At 72.5% G+C, this 15256-nt stretch carries 14 protein-coding genes; 8 read left to right on the forward strand and 6 right to left on the reverse strand.

Annotation, left to right across the window (positions count from 1 at the left end; genetic code table 11):
• Positions 1-23 precede the first annotated feature (23 nt).
• The 5 genes from H030_RS0126815 to H030_RS0126835 form a co-directional block, all read right to left on the reverse strand.
• Complete coding sequence (locus tag H030_RS0126815; protein ID WP_081691205.1) at positions 24-1472, reverse strand: gamma-aminobutyraldehyde dehydrogenase; 1449 nt, start codon at positions 1470-1472, stop codon at positions 24-26.
• Positions 1469-2863, reverse strand: coding sequence for an aminotransferase class III-fold pyridoxal phosphate-dependent enzyme (locus tag H030_RS35560; RefSeq protein WP_081691219.1), 1395 nt, complete (start codon positions 2861-2863; stop codon positions 1469-1471). The genes H030_RS0126815 and H030_RS35560 overlap by 4 nt, the downstream gene beginning before the upstream one ends.
• A complete protein-coding gene (gene mmsA / locus H030_RS0126825) occupies positions 2860-4338 on the reverse strand; it encodes a CoA-acylating methylmalonate-semialdehyde dehydrogenase (protein WP_027008394.1) in 1479 nt (492 codons plus the stop codon). Before mmsA ends, H030_RS35560 begins: the two co-directional genes overlap by 4 nt.
• 82 nt (positions 4339-4420) lie before the next feature.
• On the reverse strand, positions 4421-5983 hold the full coding sequence (locus H030_RS0126830; protein ID WP_035130254.1) for a PucR family transcriptional regulator: 1563 nt from the start codon (positions 5981-5983) through the stop codon (positions 4421-4423).
• Between the two features lie 39 nt (positions 5984-6022).
• Positions 6023-6982: a ribose-phosphate diphosphokinase gene (locus tag H030_RS0126835; RefSeq protein ID WP_027008396.1), complete on the reverse strand. Its 960-nt coding sequence runs from the start codon at positions 6980-6982 to the stop codon at positions 6023-6025.
• A 180-nt stretch (positions 6983-7162) separates the two neighbouring features.
• Here H030_RS0126835 and H030_RS38690 point away from each other — a divergent pair, with 180 nt between their 5' ends.
• From H030_RS38690 to H030_RS0126875, 8 genes are all read left to right on the forward strand, one after another.
• Positions 7163-8125, forward strand: coding sequence for an HD-GYP domain-containing protein (locus H030_RS38690; protein WP_081691206.1), 963 nt, complete (start codon positions 7163-7165; stop codon positions 8123-8125).
• 86 nt (positions 8126-8211) lie between these two features.
• Positions 8212-9024, forward strand: coding sequence for a siderophore-interacting protein (locus tag H030_RS0126845; protein ID WP_027008397.1), 813 nt, complete (start codon positions 8212-8214; stop codon positions 9022-9024).
• A gap of 3 nt (positions 9025-9027) precedes the next feature.
• Positions 9028-10032 carry a FecCD family ABC transporter permease gene (locus tag H030_RS0126850; protein WP_027008398.1) on the forward strand — a complete coding sequence of 335 codons (1005 nt, stop codon included), beginning with the start codon at positions 9028-9030 and terminating at the stop codon, positions 10030-10032.
• Positions 10033-10124: 92 nt separating this feature from the next.
• Positions 10125-11084, forward strand: coding sequence for a FecCD family ABC transporter permease (locus H030_RS35570; protein ID WP_081691220.1), 960 nt, complete (start codon positions 10125-10127; stop codon positions 11082-11084).
• Entirely contained in the window at positions 11081-11878 is a 798-nt protein-coding gene (locus tag H030_RS0126860) for an ABC transporter ATP-binding protein (RefSeq protein ID WP_027008399.1), read from the forward strand. The genes H030_RS35570 and H030_RS0126860 overlap by 4 nt, the downstream gene beginning before the upstream one ends.
• A gap of 63 nt (positions 11879-11941) precedes the next feature.
• Positions 11942-13300: a Fic family protein gene (locus H030_RS35575; protein ID WP_081691207.1), complete on the forward strand. Its 1359-nt coding sequence runs from the start codon at positions 11942-11944 to the stop codon at positions 13298-13300.
• A gap of 41 nt (positions 13301-13341) precedes the next feature.
• Positions 13342-13824: a hypothetical protein gene (locus H030_RS0126870; protein ID WP_027008400.1), complete on the forward strand. Its 483-nt coding sequence runs from the start codon at positions 13342-13344 to the stop codon at positions 13822-13824.
• Positions 13825-13886: 62 nt separating this feature from the next.
• Complete coding sequence (locus H030_RS0126875) at positions 13887-14387, forward strand: hypothetical protein (protein ID WP_027008401.1); 501 nt, start codon at positions 13887-13889, stop codon at positions 14385-14387.
• Here the strand turns inward: H030_RS0126875 and H030_RS0126880 are convergent.
• Entirely contained in the window at positions 14384-15220 is an 837-nt protein-coding gene (locus H030_RS0126880) for an alpha/beta hydrolase (protein WP_027008402.1), read from the reverse strand. The genes H030_RS0126875 and H030_RS0126880 overlap by 4 nt on opposite strands.
• Between the last annotated feature and the right edge of the window lie 36 nt (positions 15221-15256).

Below are 15256 nucleotides of genomic sequence, written 5' to 3' on the forward strand. Positions count from 1 at the left end.
GCGGCGCTGCGAAGCCGAAGCTCCTATCCGAGCTTGATCATCGCGTGCTTGATCCGCGTGTAGTCCTCGAGCCCGTAGATCGAGAGGTCCTTGCCGTAGCCGGACTCCCCGAAGCCGCCGTGCGGCATCTCGGACAGGAACGGCAGGTGGTCGTTGACCCAGACGCAGCCGAAGTCGAGCTGGCGGATCGCGTCCATCGCGATGCCGACGTCGCGCGTCCACACGCTCGCGGCCAGGCCGTAGGGCACGTCGTTGGCGAGGCGGAACGCCTCCTCGGCGTCGGCGCGCTGGACCGTGACGACCGGGCCGAAGACCTCGTTCTGGACGATCTCGCTGGTCTGCTCGACGCCCGCGATGACCGTCGGCTGGACGAAGAACCCGGCCTCGCGCCCGGCGCTGCCGCCGGTGACGACCTCGGCGCCCGAACCGCTCGCCCGCTCCAGGAAGCCGAGGATCCGCTCCTGCTGGCGCGCGCTGATGACCGGCCCCATCTCGACCTGCATGCCCTCGGCGGGGTCGCCGACGACCAGCGACGCCGCGGCGGCGCTCAGCTCGCTGACGACCGCGTCGTACACCTTGGGCCCGGCGATCACGCGCGTGGCCGCGGTGCAGTCCTGGCCGGAGTTCAGGAACGACGCGACGCGCAGCCCCTCGGCGACCGCCTTGGGGTCGGCGTCGTCGAAGACGACGACCGGCGCCTTGCCGCCCAGCTCCAGGTGCACGCGCTTGAGCGTGTCGGCCGCGGTGCGGGCGATCCACTTGCCGGTCCCGACGCTGCCGGTCAAGGACACCATGCTGATCTCGGGGTGCTGGACGATGTGCGCGCCGACGCCCGGGCCGTCGCCGGTCACCACGTTCAGGACACCCTTGGGCAGCACGTCGACCAGCAGCTCGGCGAAGCGCAGCGTCGAGACCGGCGTCAGCTCCGACGGCTTCAACACCACCACGTTGCCCGCGGCCAGCGCCGGCGCGATCTTCCAGATCGCCATCATCAACGGGTAGTTCCACGGCGCGATCTGCCCCACGATGCCCAGCGGCTCGCGGCGCACGAACGACGTGTGGTCGGGCGAGTACTCGCCCGCGCTCGGGCCGGTCAGCGTCCGCGCCGCGCCCGCGAAGAAGCGCAGCTCGTCGGCGCAGATCGGCAGCTCCTCGGCGGCCAGCGACTGCGGCTTGCCGACGTTGAGCGACTCCAGCGCCGCCAGCTCGTCGCTGTGGGCGTCGATGACCGCGGCCATCGCCAGCAGCCGCTCCTGGCGCTCGCCCGGCGTGGTGTCGCGCCACGGGATCCGCGCCGCGCGCGCGGCGGCGACCGCGCGCTCGACGTCGGGCTGCCCGCCCTCGGGCACGCGCGCGATGACCTGCCCCGTCGCCGGGTTCAGGATCTCGCGCGTCGCGCCGTCGACGCCGCCGACGAGCTCGCCGCCGACCAGGTTCTTGTAGTCCTTGATCGTCGCTTCGGTCGCGCTCACGCGGTGGCTCCGGCGGTCGTGCTCAGGCCCATGTGGGCGCTGGCGTCGGTCAGCACGTCGCCCAGGCGGGCGACGATCTCATCCAGCAGCGCCTTGTCGGCGATCAGCGGCGGGGCGATCTGCAGCACGGAGTCGCCGCGGTCGTCGGCGCGGGCGATCAGGCCCGCCTCGCGCAGCCGCCCGGGCAGGAAGCCGCGCAGCAGCTTGTCGCGCTCGCTCTGGTCGAAGCGGGTGTTGTCATCGTCCTTGACGAGCTCCATTGCCCAGAAGAAGCCGTCGCCGCGCACGTCGCCGACGATCGGGACGCCGAGCAGGTCCTTCATCTTCTCGCCGAGGTACGGCGTGAGCGCGCGGACGTTCTCCAGGACCCCGTCGCGCTCGAAGATCTCCATGTTCTTGAGCGCCATCGCCGCGGCGACCGGGTGGCCGCCGAACGTGATGCCGTGCCGGAACACCGCGCCGGACTCGGCGATCGGGGCGATCACGCGGTCGGTGGCGATGACCGCGCCCATCGCCGCGTAGGCCGACGTCAGGCCCTTCGCGAGCGAGACCAGGTCCACCGTGATCCCCTCGCGGCCGGAGGCGATCCACTCGCCCATCCGCCCGCAGCCCGCGATGACCTCGTCGGCCATCAGGAGGATCCCGTACCTGTCCGCCAACGCCCGCAGGCCCTTCCAGTAGCCGGCCGGCGCCTTCAGGCAGCCGCCCGCGTTCTGGATCGGCTCGGCGATGATCAGCGCCACCTCGTCGGGGTTGGCGGCCACGATCGCGGCCTCCATCTCGGCCAGCAGCTGCGCGGTGAACGCGGCCTCGTCGGTCACGCGGCCGCCGTCGGGGCCGCCGCGGAACATGTTGGTGTTGCTGACGTGCGTGACGTCGATCGCCGGCTTGCCGAACGGGACCTTGAAGCGCTCGACGCCCGTGAACGACAGCGCTCCCAGCGTCACGCCGTGGTAGGCGATGTCGCGCGCGATCGCCTTCGTGCGCTGCGGCTGGCCGATCGCGTGGAAGTGCTCGCGCACGAGCTTCCAGGCGGCCTCGACCGACTCGCTGCCACCGGACGTGAAGAACACGCGGTTGAGGTCGCCCGGGGCGACGGCGGCCAGCTTGGCCGCCAGCTCGATCGACGCGGGATGCGCCGTGCCCCAGTTGGTGTTGAACGCCAGCGTCGTCAGCTGCGCCGCCGCGGCGGCGGCGAACTCCTCGCCGTAGGAGTAGCCGATCTGGGCGCAGAACAGCGACGACAGCGCGTCGATGTGCTGGTTGCCCTTGGTGTCGAACACGTACGGCCCCTCGCCCCGGTCCAGGACGAGGAGGTCGTCGATGCCCTGCTTGCTGAAGTGCAGCAGCAGGTGATCGTGTGCCGCCTGCTGCAGCTCGTCGTGCGTCATGCCGCCCATCGTGAGGTGACCACCTTCTTGCGCGTGTAGAACTCGACCGCGTCGTTGCCGTTGGCATGGAGGTCGCCGTCGATCGAGTCCTTCCACCCGCTGAACGGGAACCACGCGATCGGGGCGGCGACGCCCACGTTGACGCCGACCATCCCAGCTTCGACGCCGTAGCGATAGGCCCGCGCCGCGCCACCGGACTCGGTGAAGATCACCGAGGCGTTGCCGTAGCGCGAGCTGTTGACCTTGGCGATCGCCTCGTCGAGGTCGGCGGCGCGGACGAACGTCAGCACCGGGCCGAACAGCTCGTCGACCGCGACCTTGTGGTCCTCGGCGACGCCGTCGAGGATCGTCGGGCCGAGCGTGCAGCCGCCGGGGCCGGCGTCGCCGCGGCCGTCGAGCACGACCTGCGCGCCGTCGGCCTCGGCCTGGTCGATGTCGCGGACGAGGCGCTCGCGCTGGGCGGGCGAGACGACCGGGCAGACGTCCGTCTGCGGGTCGATCCCGGCGCCGGTCTTGAGCTTGGACGCCGCCTGCACGATCAGCTCGCGCGAGCGGTCCTGCTCGGCCTGGGTGCCGACGAGCACGGCGATCGAGCCGGCCAGGCAGCGCTGCCCAGCCGCGCCGAACGAGGAGCCCATGACGCCGCCGGTCATCAGGTCCGGGTCGGCGTCGGGCATGACGACCATCGAGTTCTTCGCGCCGCCCAGGGCCTGGACGCGCTTGCCGTGCTCGGCCGCGCGGGTCGAGACGTAGCGGGCGGTCTTGGCGCTGCCGACGAACGAGATCGCATCGACGCCCGGGTGCTCGAGGAGCCCGTTGACGACGTCGTGCGCGCCGTGGACGAGGTTGATCAGGCCCTCCGGGAAGGCGCCGGTCGAGATCGCCAGCTCGACGATCCGCTCGCCCGGCAGCGGGTCCTGCTCGGACGGCTTCAAGATGAAGGCGTTGCCCGCGGCCAGCGCCCAGGGCATGAACCACAGCGGGATCATCGCCGGGAAGTTGAAGGGGGTGATCGCCGCGACGACGCCGACCGGCTGGCGGACCATCTCGACGTCGAGGCCGGTGGCGACGCCCTCGAGGTTCTCGCCCTTGAGCAGGTGCGGCATCGCGACCGCGGCCTCGCAGGACTCGATCCCGCGTGCGACCTCGGCGGTCGCGTCGGGCAGCGTCTTGCCCATGTCGCGGGTGACGAGCTCGGCGATCTCGTCACGGTGCTCGTCGAGGATGTCGCGCAGCCTGGCGACCGCGCGGGCCCGGACGATCGGGGAGACCCTGCGCCACTCGGTCGCTGCGGCGCGGGCCGCGGTGACGGCGGCGTCGACGTCGGCGGAGGTGGAGAGCGGGACCAGCGCGAGCAGGTCGCCCGTCGCGGGGTCGCGGTCCTCGAGGGTCTGCGTCGTGGTGGACGGGGTCCAGGTGCCGCCGATGTGGTTGGCGAGCGTCCGGACGTCGGTGGGGACGGCGGTCGGGGTCATCTCGGTGCAGGCTCCCGCGTCCGGGGGCGCGGCCACAACGGGCGGGTCGTCCGAACCTCGCCCGGATCGCTGGACAGGTTGTCTAGTTGGGGTGGCCGGCGCCGTGGCGCCGGGCTTCGAGCGCGACGTGCAGGGCCAGCAGCGTGCGGGCGTCGGAGAGGTCGGCGTCGAGGACCTGCTCCAGGCGCGTGATGCGGTCATACAGCGCCTGGCGGTTGAGGTGCAGCGCGCGCGAGGTCTCGGCCTTGCGGCCGCCGTGCAGGCACAGCGCCTCCAGCGTCGGGAGCAGCTGGTGCTTGCGCTTGGCGTCGTGGGCCAGGACCGCCCCGAGCATCCGGTCGACGTAGGCGGTCAGGTCCGGCTGGTCGCGCCAGCGCCAGAGCAGCCGGTCGAGCGCCATCCGCGTCGCGTCGTGCCACGGCCGCGTGGTGTCGGTCGCCGCGGCCGCGGACTCCGCGGCATCGCGCAGCGCCCGGCCGACGCCGTCCCAGCCGGTCGCGCCGGCCACCGCGACGACCGCTCCCGGATCGACCCCATGCACATGCCTGGCGACGCGCTCGGCCGCCGCCTCCCGCCCTTCGCCGTCACGCAGGACCAACACCATCAACAACGCACCGTCGCCGGGGTCGACGCCGACCAGCGACGGCGCGTAGCCGCTCAGCTCGCGCTCGAAGTCGCGCACGGCGGCGAGCCACGCCGCCCCTCCCCCGGCCATCGCCGCGGAGCCGCGCGCGACGATCGGCAGCAGCGCGTCGGCCGCGCGGCCGGCGAAGCCCATCGCGGCGGCGCGGGCGGCCGCGGGCTCGGGGGCGATGCGGCCGGCGGCGAGGTCGGCGAGCAGGTCGCCGCGACCGCGGGCCAGCAGCTCGTCCTCCTGGCGGGTGCGCAGCAGAGCGAGCGCGACGATCCCGGCGGCGCGCTCGACGGCCAGGCGCGCGAACGCCCCGTCCAGCGGCGCGTCGACCGGCAGCGCGACGAGCTGCCCGGCCCCCGGGACCGGCGCGGCGACGGCCAGCGCGCTGCCGCCCTTGGCGGCCTGCGCCCAGGCGCCGACCGGGTCCTCGCCGGTCGCCGACGCGTGGTAGAGCAGGCGCCCGTCGGCGGCCTCCAGGAACACGGGGTTCGCCAGCGCCTCCGCGAGCAGCGCGAGCACGCCCGGGATCCCGCCGCCCTGGAGCATCAGCTGCGTGAAGCGCTCCTGCAGACCCTCGGCGCGGCGCAGCAGGTCGTACTGGCGGTTGACGATCTCGGTGTGGATCGCCTCGGTGACCGCGACGAACGGGACCGCCGCGTGCAGCTCGATCAGCGGCAGCCCGTGGCGCTCGGCCGCCGCGACGAGCGCCGCCGGCAGCCTGTTGTTGTACGTGTTGCCGAGCTCGATCGCCAGCGCGGCGACCTCGCGCGCGGCCAGCTCGGCGACGAACGTGCGCTGGTCGGACGCCGTCGGCCCGATCGCCATCCCGGTCGTCAGCAGCAGCTCGCCGCCGCGCAGCAGCGACGCGATGTTGCGCACCTCGCCGGCATGCACCCACCGGATCGGCCGGTCCAGGGCCTCCGCCCCGGCCACGACCTCCGGCAGCCCACGCCGCAGCGCGGGCAGCTCCAGCGCGGCGGCGACGGTGATGCGGGCGGCGGAGGCGTCCATCGAGGGACGCAAGGGTAGACAGGTTGTCTAGGTGTACGCCTAGATGTTCTCGCCGCCGAACGCCTCGGCGACCGAGTCGTCCGTGAAGATCCGGTGGATCGTGTCGGCCAGCAGCGGCGCGCAGGAGACGACGCGCAGCGCGTCCGGCGCGACGTCCGGCACCGCGACGGTGTCGGTCACCAGCAGCTCCTCCAACCCAAGGTCATTGACTCGCTCCACCGTGCCGGGGCTGAGGATCGGGTGCATCGCGACCGCGTGGATGTTGGTGGCCTCGGCGTCGCGCAGGGCCCGCACGGCCTTGGTCAACGTCGAGCCGGTGTCCAAGATGTCGTCCATGATCACGACGGTCCGGCCGGCGACGTCGCCGATCACGCGGTGCCTCGGGTTCTCGGCCTCCGGGTCGAGGATCGCCAGCTCGGCCCCGAGATGGGTCGAGAACTTCTTGGCGAGCTTCACGCGCCCGGCGTCGGGCGCGATCACGACCGCGTTCCTCGGCAGCCGCTCCCGGAGGTCGTCGGCGAGCATGTGCAGCGAGGTCATGTGGTCGACCGGCACGTGGAAGAAGCCCTGGGCCTGGCCGGTGTGCAGGTCGACGGTCAGGACGCGGTTGACGCCGACCGACTCCAGCATCCTCGCCACCGCCCGCGCGCTGATCGGCTCGCGCAGGCGCGACTTCATGTCCTGGCGCGAGTAGCCGAACCACGGGATCACCGCGACCGCGCGGTGCGCGGACGCGCCGACCGCCGCGTCGATCATCAGCACGAGCTCCATCAGCGCGTCGTTGAGGCTCAGCGCGCCGTCGCGCGTGGCGGCCAGCGACTGGACGACGAACACGTCGGCGCCGCGCACGGACTCCTCGTAGCGGCAGTACATCTCGCCGCTGGCGTAGGTCTGCTGGTCGACCGGGCCGAGGTCGACGCCGAGCTTGCCGGCGATCGCTCCGGCCAGCGCCGTCGAGCTGCGGCCCGCGAAGAGCATGAGCCGTTTGTCGTAGTCCAAGGGGAGATGCGTGGGCACGTGACCCGCGATTCTGGCGGAGGGCGCACCGCCCGTGCGGTCCGGGTGTCCAGGAACGTCCAGGCGCATTGCACCTTCTTTGCGCAGGTTTCGTGCAGGAACGTGGTGCGAAGGCTGCGGCGTTGTTTGAACGCGCCGTGACGCGGAACGCTTCCGTGTCACATGGCTCGCCTGCTCCCACGCACGACGCATGCCGATCATCCCCTGCTCGCCCAGGTCGCCCACCAGGCGTGCCGGACCACCCATGCCGCCGCGGCGGCGATCACCCGCGCGCCGCGCGACGGCGGTGCCGGCGACCACGCGCTGATCGCCTGCGCCGGCGACGCCGAGCTGCTCGACGCGGTCCAGCCGCCGGCGCTCGACGACTTCGCGCCCGGCGAGCCGGTCGTCACCCACGCCGGCGACGTGCTGGTCGGCCTGCTCCCGATCAGCGCCGAGGCCTACGGGACGCTGCTGATCGTCAAGCCCGCGCTGCGCCGCGGCCGTGCGCTGCGCGAAGAGGTCGACGGGCTCGTCGTCCTCGCCGCCGAGGCGCTGCGCGCCGCCGAGGCCGAGCGGGACCTCGCGAAGACGCTCGACGCGTCCGTGCAGTCGCTCGCCGCGCTGCTCGACCTGCGCGACGGCTACACCGGCCAGCACTCCTCGACCGTCGTGCGGCTCTGCGAGGAGGTCGGGCGCCGCGTCGGCGTCGCCGGTGCGGAGTTGGAGCACCTCCGGATCGCCGCCCACCTGCACGACCTCGGCAAGATCGGCGTGCCGGACCAGATCCTCCACAAGCCCGGACCATTGGACGCCGCCGAGTGGTCGATCATGCGCGAGCATCCGGTCTGGGGCGCCCGCGCGCTGGAGCAGATCCCCGGCTTCCGCGCCGCCTCGCTGGCCGTGCGACACCACCATGAACGCTGGGACGGCAAGGGCTACCCGGACGGCCTCGCGGGCGAGAGGATCCCGCTCGGCGCGCGCGTCATCGCGGTCTGCGACGCCTACGAGGCGATGACCTCGACCCGCCCCTACCGCCCCGCGCTCGCCGAGCCCCTGGCCCGCGAGCGGATCGTCGCCGGGACCGGCACGCAGTTCGACCCGGCCGCCACCTGGGGCCTGCTCGGCGCGCTCGCCGCCCACTGACGCAGGCCGAGCGGCTCCGCGCCACCGCGACCCTCCCGTAGGGTGACCTAACTCGTCGCGGCGAGTTTGTTAGGTTGGCCTAACACATGGCGTCGTCGAGCCCCACCACCGCCGCTGCCCAAGCCCGCCCGTTCCCGCTCCACACCGGGGTCGCGGAGGTCGTCTCGGTCCAGCGGATCACGCCGCGGATGGCCCGGATCGTCCTCGGCGGTGACGCGGTCGCGGGCTTCCCCGACGACCAGCCGGGCGAGATCCTCACGCTGATCTGGGCCGCCGACGGCCACGACGCGCCGGTCCTCCCGCTCCCCGACGGCGGCTGGCGCTTCCCGCCCGACGCGCCCGAGCAGCACGCCCGCAACTACACGATCCGCCACTACGACCGCGAGACCCCGGCGGTCACGATCGACGTCGTGCTGCACGGCGACCACGGCACCGCCTCGCGCTGGGCACTGAACGCCGCGCCCGGCGACACGATCGGCTTCGCCGGCCCGCGCACCCACTTCGTCCCGGAGGCCGACGCGGACTACACGCTCCTGGCCGGCGACGAGACCGCGCTGCCCGCGATCGCCGCGACCCTGGAGCGCCTCCCGGCCGGCCACCCCGCGATCGCGTTCGTCGAGGTCGAGGACGCCGCCGAGGAGCAGGACCTGCCCGGCGTCGTCTGGGTCCACCGCGACGGCATGCCCGCCGGGTGCTCGACCGCGCTGCTCGACGCGATCAAGGCCTACACCTTGCCTTCCGGCACGCCGAAGGTCTGGTGCGCCGGGGAGTCGCTGGTCGTCCGCGGCCTGCGCGAGCACCTGCGCGGCGAGCGCGGCTTCGCGATCGGCCCACTGCAGGCGATCGGCTACTGGAAGCACCGAGACACGCCGGACGACGTCGACTCCGACGAGTCCTAGTCCTTGACCGCTGTCTCGACTCGCCGGGCGCTCGGGCTCGTCCTCGCGCTCGCGGCGCTCGCCTTCACGCTGCTGCTGTCGATCAGCGTCGGCGCCAAGCCGATCGCGCTGCACCGCGTCTGGGAGCTGCTGCTCCACCCCGACGGCTCCGACGACGCGATCGTCATCCGCGACCTGCGCATCCCCCGGACCATGTTGGGGCTCTTGGTCGGCTCCGCGCTCGGCGTCGCGGGCGCGCTGATGCAGGCGCTGACCCGCAACCCGCTCGCCGACCCCGGCCTGCTCGGCGTCAACGCGGGCGCGGCGACCGCGATCGTCCTCGGCGTCGCGCTGCTCGGGCTGACCAGCCCCATGTCCTACATCTGGCTCGGCTTCGCCGGCGCGGCGCTGGCGTCGGTCATCGTCTACGGCGTCGGCGCGCAGGGCCGCTCGGGCGCGACGCCGGTCCGGCTCGCGCTCGCCGGGACCGCCGTGAGCTTCGCCCTGACCGCGATCGTCAACGGCATCACGGTCGCCGACCAGGACACGCTGGAGCGCTACCGCTTCTGGCTGATCGGCGCGCTCGGCGGCCACGACAGCCAGACGATCTGGGAGATCGCGCCGTTCATGGGTGCGGGCCTGCTGCTCGCGTTCGCGCTCGCCCGTCCGCTCAACGCGCTCGCGCTCGGCGAGGACGCGGGCCGCGCGCTCGGCGCCCACGTCGGCCGGACGCGCGCCGCGGGCGCCGTCGCGGTCACGTTGCTGTGCGGCGCGGCGACCGCCGCGGCCGGGCCGATCGTCTTCGTCGGCCTCACGGTCCCGCACGTCGCGCGCGCGATCTGCGGCCCGGACCAGCGCTGGGTCCTGCCCTACTCCGCCGTCCTGGCGCCGGTCTTCCTGCTCGCCGCCGACGTCATCGGCCGCGTCGTCGACCGCCCGGGCGAGATCGAGGTCGGGATCGTCTCGGCCTTCCTCGGCGGTCCCATGTTCATCGCGTTGATCCGCCGCCAGCGGATCGCCCAGCTGTGATCGCCGCGCGCGCCGTCGCGGCGCCGCTGCGCCGGACGTTCGGGCTCCGGAGGACCGGCTCCGCGCCCCGGACCCTTGTCGTAGGCCTTGCCATGACCGTGATCTGCGCGGCGCTGCTGGTCATCGCCGTCGGGACCGGCGACTACCCGATCGCGCCCGGCGACGTGATCGCCACGCTGCTCGGTCACGGCGACAGCGCGACCGGCTTCGTCGTCAACACCCTGCGGTTGCCGCGCGCGCTGACCGCGCTGCTCGTCGGCGCCGCGCTCGGCGCGGCGGGCGCGCTGTTCCAGTCGATCTCGCGCAACCCGCTCGGCTCGCCCGACATCATCGGGTTCACCTACGGGTCGAGCGCCGCTGCGGTCTTCGAGATCGCGGTGATCGGCGGCGGCACCGCGGCGATCGCCGCCGGGTCGGTCGTCGGCGGGCTGCTGACCGCGTTCGCCGTCTACCTGCTGGCCTGGCGCCGCGGCGGCGTGTCCGGCTACCGGCTGGTTCTCATCGGCATTGGGATCTCCGCCATGCTCGACGCGCTGACCAACTACCTGCTCAGCCGCGCGCGGATCGAGGACGTCCAGGAGTCCGCGGTCTGGCTGACCGGGTCGCTCAACGGCCGCGGCTGGGAGCACGTCTGGCCGCTGGTCGTCGCGCTCGCCGTCCTGCTGCCGCCACTGCTGGTCCTGCAGCGCCCGCTCAAGTTGGTGGAGATGGGCGACGACACCGCGCGGGCGCTCGGCGTCGGCGTCGAGCGCGTCCGGATCGGCGGCCTGCTCGTCGGGACGCTGCTGACCGCCGTTGCCACCGCGTCCGCCGGCCCGGTCGCGTTCGTGGCGCTCGCCGCGCCGCAGATCGGCCGCCGCCTGACGCGCGCGACCGGCCCCGGCGTCGTGATCGCCGCGCTGACCGGCTCGGCCCTGCTGCTGGCCTCCGACGTGCTGGCCCAGCGCCTGTTCCCGTCCTCCCCGCTGCCCGTCGGCGTCATGACCGGCGCGATCGGCGGCCTGTACCTCGTGTGGCTCCTCACCGTGGAGTCGCGGAAGGGACGCGCATGACCCGTCTGCGCGGCGAGGGGCTGACCCTCGCCTACGACGACCGCACCGTTGCTGATGGACTTGATGTGACGATCCCGGACGGGTCGTTCACGGTCGTCGTCGGCCCCAACGCGTGCGGCAAGTCCACCATGTTGCGCGCGCTGGCGCGGATGCTCAAGCCGCGCGAGGGACGCGTCGTGCTCGACGGCGAGGCGATCCAGTCGCTGCCGTCCAAGGAGGTCGCGCGGCGGCTCGGGCTGCTGCCGCAGTCCTCGATCGCGCCCGACGCGATCACGGTCGCCGACCTCGTCGCCCGCGGGCGCTACCCGCACCAGAGGCTGCTGCGCCAGTGGTCGCGCGACGACGAGGCCGCGGTGCAGGCCGCGATGGAGTCCACCCGCGTCGCCGACCTCGCCGACCGTGCCGTCGACGAGCTGTCGGGCGGGCAGCGCCAGCGCGTGTGGCTGGCGATGGCGCTGGCGCAGGAGACGCCGCTGCTGCTGCTCGACGAGCCGACCACGTTCCTCGACATCACGCACCAGATCGAGGTCCTCGACCTCTGCGCCGAGCTGCACGAGACCCAGGGCCGCACGCTCGTCGCGGTCCTCCACGACCTCAACCACGCCTGCCGCTACGCGACCCACCTCATCGCGATGGCCGACGGCGCGATCGTCGCCGAAGGCAACCCCCAGCACATCGTCGACGCCACCCTCGTGCAACGCGTCTTCGGCCTCCGCTGCATCGTCGTCGACGACCCCGAGACCGGCACGCCGCTGGTCGTCCCGGCCGCACGCCGCAGTGCTGTTCCAAGTTGATCCAAATTCATCCCAGAATTGGGATACACTTCCAAATTCCTGGATCAACTTGGATGAATTTGGATGAGCCCTCACGTCACTCCACCACCGCCCTGGCAGACGATCTTGGCAGCAGCGGCGGAGCCGGCGCGCCTCTTCAGCGCCAGGGCAGCCGGATACCCCCACTGGGACAAGCTCCGTCACCTCGATCCACCCAAGGACCTCACGAACGAAGAGTGGTGGGCCGGCATCAAGCTGGCTCGACTCGGCGCCCGGCCGGTTCCACTCGTCGGCACCGACGGCCGTCACTTCTCCTACAACGTTCCCGACGAGGCTCAGCGCCGCCTGCACGTCATCGACAAGCGCGCAGCCGGCGAGATCCGCATGCCTGAAGTCGTCACGACGGACGCGCAGGCGCAGCAGAAGTACATCGTCAACTCCCTGATGGAGGAGGCGATCCGCTCCAGCCAGCTCGAGGGAGCGAGCACGTCGCGACGTGTAGCCAAGGACATGCTGCGAAGCGGACGCGAGCCGGTCGACCGCAGCGAGCTCATGATCCTCAACAACTACCGCGCCATGCGGTACGTGCGCGAGGAGATGGGCGACCGCCTCACGCCCCCGGACGTGCTCCGGCTGCAGGCGATGCTGACCGAAGGGACGCTGGACGACCCGACCGGCAGCGGCCGGCTGCAGACGCCCGAGGAGGACCGCGTCTCGGTCGTCGACCGCCTCGACGGCACCGTGCTGCACGATCCCCCACCAGCCGCCGAGCTGCCCACGCGGATGCAGCTCATGTGCGCCTTCGCCAATGGCGAGACCGACGATGAGGACACCTTCATCCACCCCGTCGTGCGTGCGATCCTCCTGCACCTCTGGCTCGCCTATGACCACCCCTTCGTGGACGGCAATGGCCGCACGGCACGCGTTCTGTTCTTCTGGCTCCTGCGCAAGCACGGCTATTGGCTCGCGGAGTACCTGTCGATCTCGAAGATCCTGCGCGAAGCTCAAGGGCAGTACCTCCGCGCGTTCCTCTACACCGAGACCGACGAGAACGACGCGACGTACTTCGTGCTGCATCAGCTCGACGTCATCGAGAAGGCGATCGAGGACATGCACAAGTACCTCCAGCGCAAGTCGGCCGAGGTCCGGTCGGTCGAGGACCTCCTGCGCGGGGGCGGCGGCTTCAACCACCGCCAGGTCGCGCTGCTGAGCGGCGCGCTGCGCAATGACGATCGGGTCTACACCTATGGGCTGCACGCCAAGACCCACGGCGTGACCCACGAGACGGCGCGGACCGACCTGCGTGACCTCGCCGACCGCGAGCTGCTCGACGTGGAGCGCATCGGGCGGCGCTATCGCTTTCGCCCGCCGCGGGACCTCGCCGCGCGACTCAAGGCCTTGGGTGACGCGGCGGCCAGCGCCACCGCAGGCCTCAAGCAGTAGAGCTTGCTCAGCATGGCGGCCGACCGGTACGGTGCGCCGCCATGCCGCGGCTGGAGCTGACCCGAAGCGCTGAAGACAAGAAGTTGTACGTCTTGCCCGGCGTCGGTGAGCTGCGGGTCGGGAGGTGGCCGAGCAGGAGCGTCGAGGCGACCGCCGGTGGCCGGACGTACAGGTTCGCGCCGCGCGGTTCGACGGGGCGCGTGCCGACCGCCACCGACGCTTTCGGCACGGAGGTCGGCCACCAGAACGGCAGCTGGTCGATCGTCTGGCGCTCCACCACGTGGGACCTGCGGCCCGCAGCCGAGGGCGCGGTCGCGTACTACGCGCTGGCCCGGCCCGGAGACGAGCAGGAGCTCGCGCGCCTCGTGCTCGCCCTCTGGGGCAAGCGGCCCGTGCCGGTCGTCTTCGACGACAGCGCGCGGCTCGACCCGGGCCTGCTGCTCTTCGCGATGTTCGTGATGAGGCTCACCACCGACGGCATGAACCGCTCGCCCGGCGGGGGCGAAGGCCCCGTCGGCGTCTAGCCCATCCCCTAGGGGAACTTCCCGATTGGCGGGGGCCCCGGACGACCGGTACCGTCGCCGCCATGCCCGACCTCGAGCTGATCCGGACCCGTGAGGATCGCAAGCTGTACGCCCTGCCCGGCGTCGGGAACCTGCGTGTCGGTGGGTGGTTGACGCGCAAGGTCGAGGCATCGACCGGTGGCGAGTCCTACATCTTCGACAAGCGCGGGTTCTTCGGTCCCTACTTCACCGCCACCGACACCGCGACGGGCACGGTCGTCGGCGAGCTGCACCCGCGGGCCATCCGGCGCGGCGGGACCGTCGCGTGGCGCGACGGCGAGTGGCAGCTCAAGCCGGCGGCGGCGCTCAGGGAGCGCTACGCGCTCAACGCGCCCGGCACCGAGCGCGAGGTCGCGACCATCGAGGGCCGCGGCTGGGGCAGCCGCCCGGTGAAGATCGCGACCGACGACGCTGCCGCGATCGACCCGGGCCTGCTGCTGTTCGTCGTCTACGCGGTGCGGATCCTGGCCGAGGACGCCAACACCGGCGGCGGCGTCGGCGCCTCGACCGCCGCGATGGGCTAGGCCGTCGTCGCCGTCGCCTCGCCGGCGTCGGCGTCCAGCGCAGTCGGGTTCTGCGCCCAGTCGAGCGCGAAGTCGGCGACCGCCTCCCAGCCCTCCTGCCCGGCCGTCCAGTGCGAGCGGCCCGGGAACTCCTTGTAGGCGACGAGCGACGTGTCGCTCTTGTAGTGCTTGTAGTTGCTCTTGGTCAGCTTCGCGGGCGACACGTGGTCCTCCCCGCCCGCGATCAGCAGCAGCGGCGCGCGCGAGTCGTTCTTGAAGTCCACGGTCAGAGGCGCGTGGCGACTGAAGTTCGACAGCGCGCCCTCGAACAAGACCTTGCCCGCGCCCGGGACCGCATAGCGCTCGTAGACCGCGACCGCCGCGGCCTCGTCGTCGATCGTGTTGGTGAAGGAGTAGTGGAACTCCTCGCCCGTCGGCATCACCGCGCGGTGGCGGTTGGCGGGGTTCCTGAGGATCGGGAACGAGACCCTCAGCGTCGAGGCCGGCAGCCCCAGGATCCCCTTGACCGGCGCCGGGTCGATCGCGACGCCCGCGGCGCCCAGCCCGCGGTCGACGAGCACCTGCGTGAACGCGCCGCCGAACGAGTGCCCCATGATGATCGGCGGCGTGTCGAGCGCCTCGATGATCTTGGTGTAGTTGTCGAGGATCTCCTCGATCCCGAGCTCGTCGATCTGCGACGTGTCCTCGCGCAGCTCGGCGACCGGGCGGTCGAAGCCGGGCCACGCCGGCGCGAGCACCCTGAGCCCGCGCGCCTCGTAGCGCTCGACCCAGTGCTCCCAGCTCAGGGGTGTCATCCACAGGCCGTGGATCAAGACGACGGTGTCAGCGCTCATGCCCCGACCCTACGCCAGCACCGACCCACCGCCTAG

This window comes from Conexibacter woesei Iso977N (assembly GCF_000424625.1).
GTDB classification, from domain to species: Bacteria; Actinomycetota; Thermoleophilia; order Solirubrobacterales; family Solirubrobacteraceae; genus Baekduia; species Baekduia woesei_A.

Excerpts from the sequence above, each read along its gene's own strand:
- H030_RS35560 (WP_081691219.1), bottom strand. The coding sequence starts at position 2,863 with ATGACGCACGACGAGCTGCAGCAGGCGGCACACGATCACCTGCTGCTG.
- mmsA (WP_027008394.1), bottom strand. The coding sequence starts at position 4,338 with ATGACCCCGACCGCCGTCCCCACCGACGTCCGGACGCTCGCCAACCAC.
- H030_RS0126830 (WP_035130254.1), bottom strand. The coding sequence starts at position 5,983 with ATGGACGCCTCCGCCGCCCGCATCACCGTCGCCGCCGCGCTGGAGCTG.
- H030_RS38690 (WP_081691206.1), top strand. The coding sequence starts at position 7,163 with ATGGCTCGCCTGCTCCCACGCACGACGCATGCCGATCATCCCCTGCTC.
- H030_RS0126845 (WP_027008397.1), top strand. The coding sequence starts at position 8,212 with ATGGCGTCGTCGAGCCCCACCACCGCCGCTGCCCAAGCCCGCCCGTTC.
- H030_RS35570 (WP_081691220.1), top strand. The coding sequence starts at position 10,125 with ATGACCGTGATCTGCGCGGCGCTGCTGGTCATCGCCGTCGGGACCGGC.
- H030_RS0126860 (WP_027008399.1), top strand. The coding sequence starts at position 11,081 with ATGACCCGTCTGCGCGGCGAGGGGCTGACCCTCGCCTACGACGACCGC.
- H030_RS35575 (WP_081691207.1), top strand. The coding sequence starts at position 11,942 with ATGAGCCCTCACGTCACTCCACCACCGCCCTGGCAGACGATCTTGGCA.
- H030_RS0126870 (WP_027008400.1), top strand. The coding sequence starts at position 13,342 with ATGCCGCGGCTGGAGCTGACCCGAAGCGCTGAAGACAAGAAGTTGTAC.
- H030_RS0126875 (WP_027008401.1), top strand. The coding sequence starts at position 13,887 with ATGCCCGACCTCGAGCTGATCCGGACCCGTGAGGATCGCAAGCTGTAC.
- H030_RS0126880 (WP_027008402.1), bottom strand. The coding sequence starts at position 15,220 with ATGAGCGCTGACACCGTCGTCTTGATCCACGGCCTGTGGATGACACCC.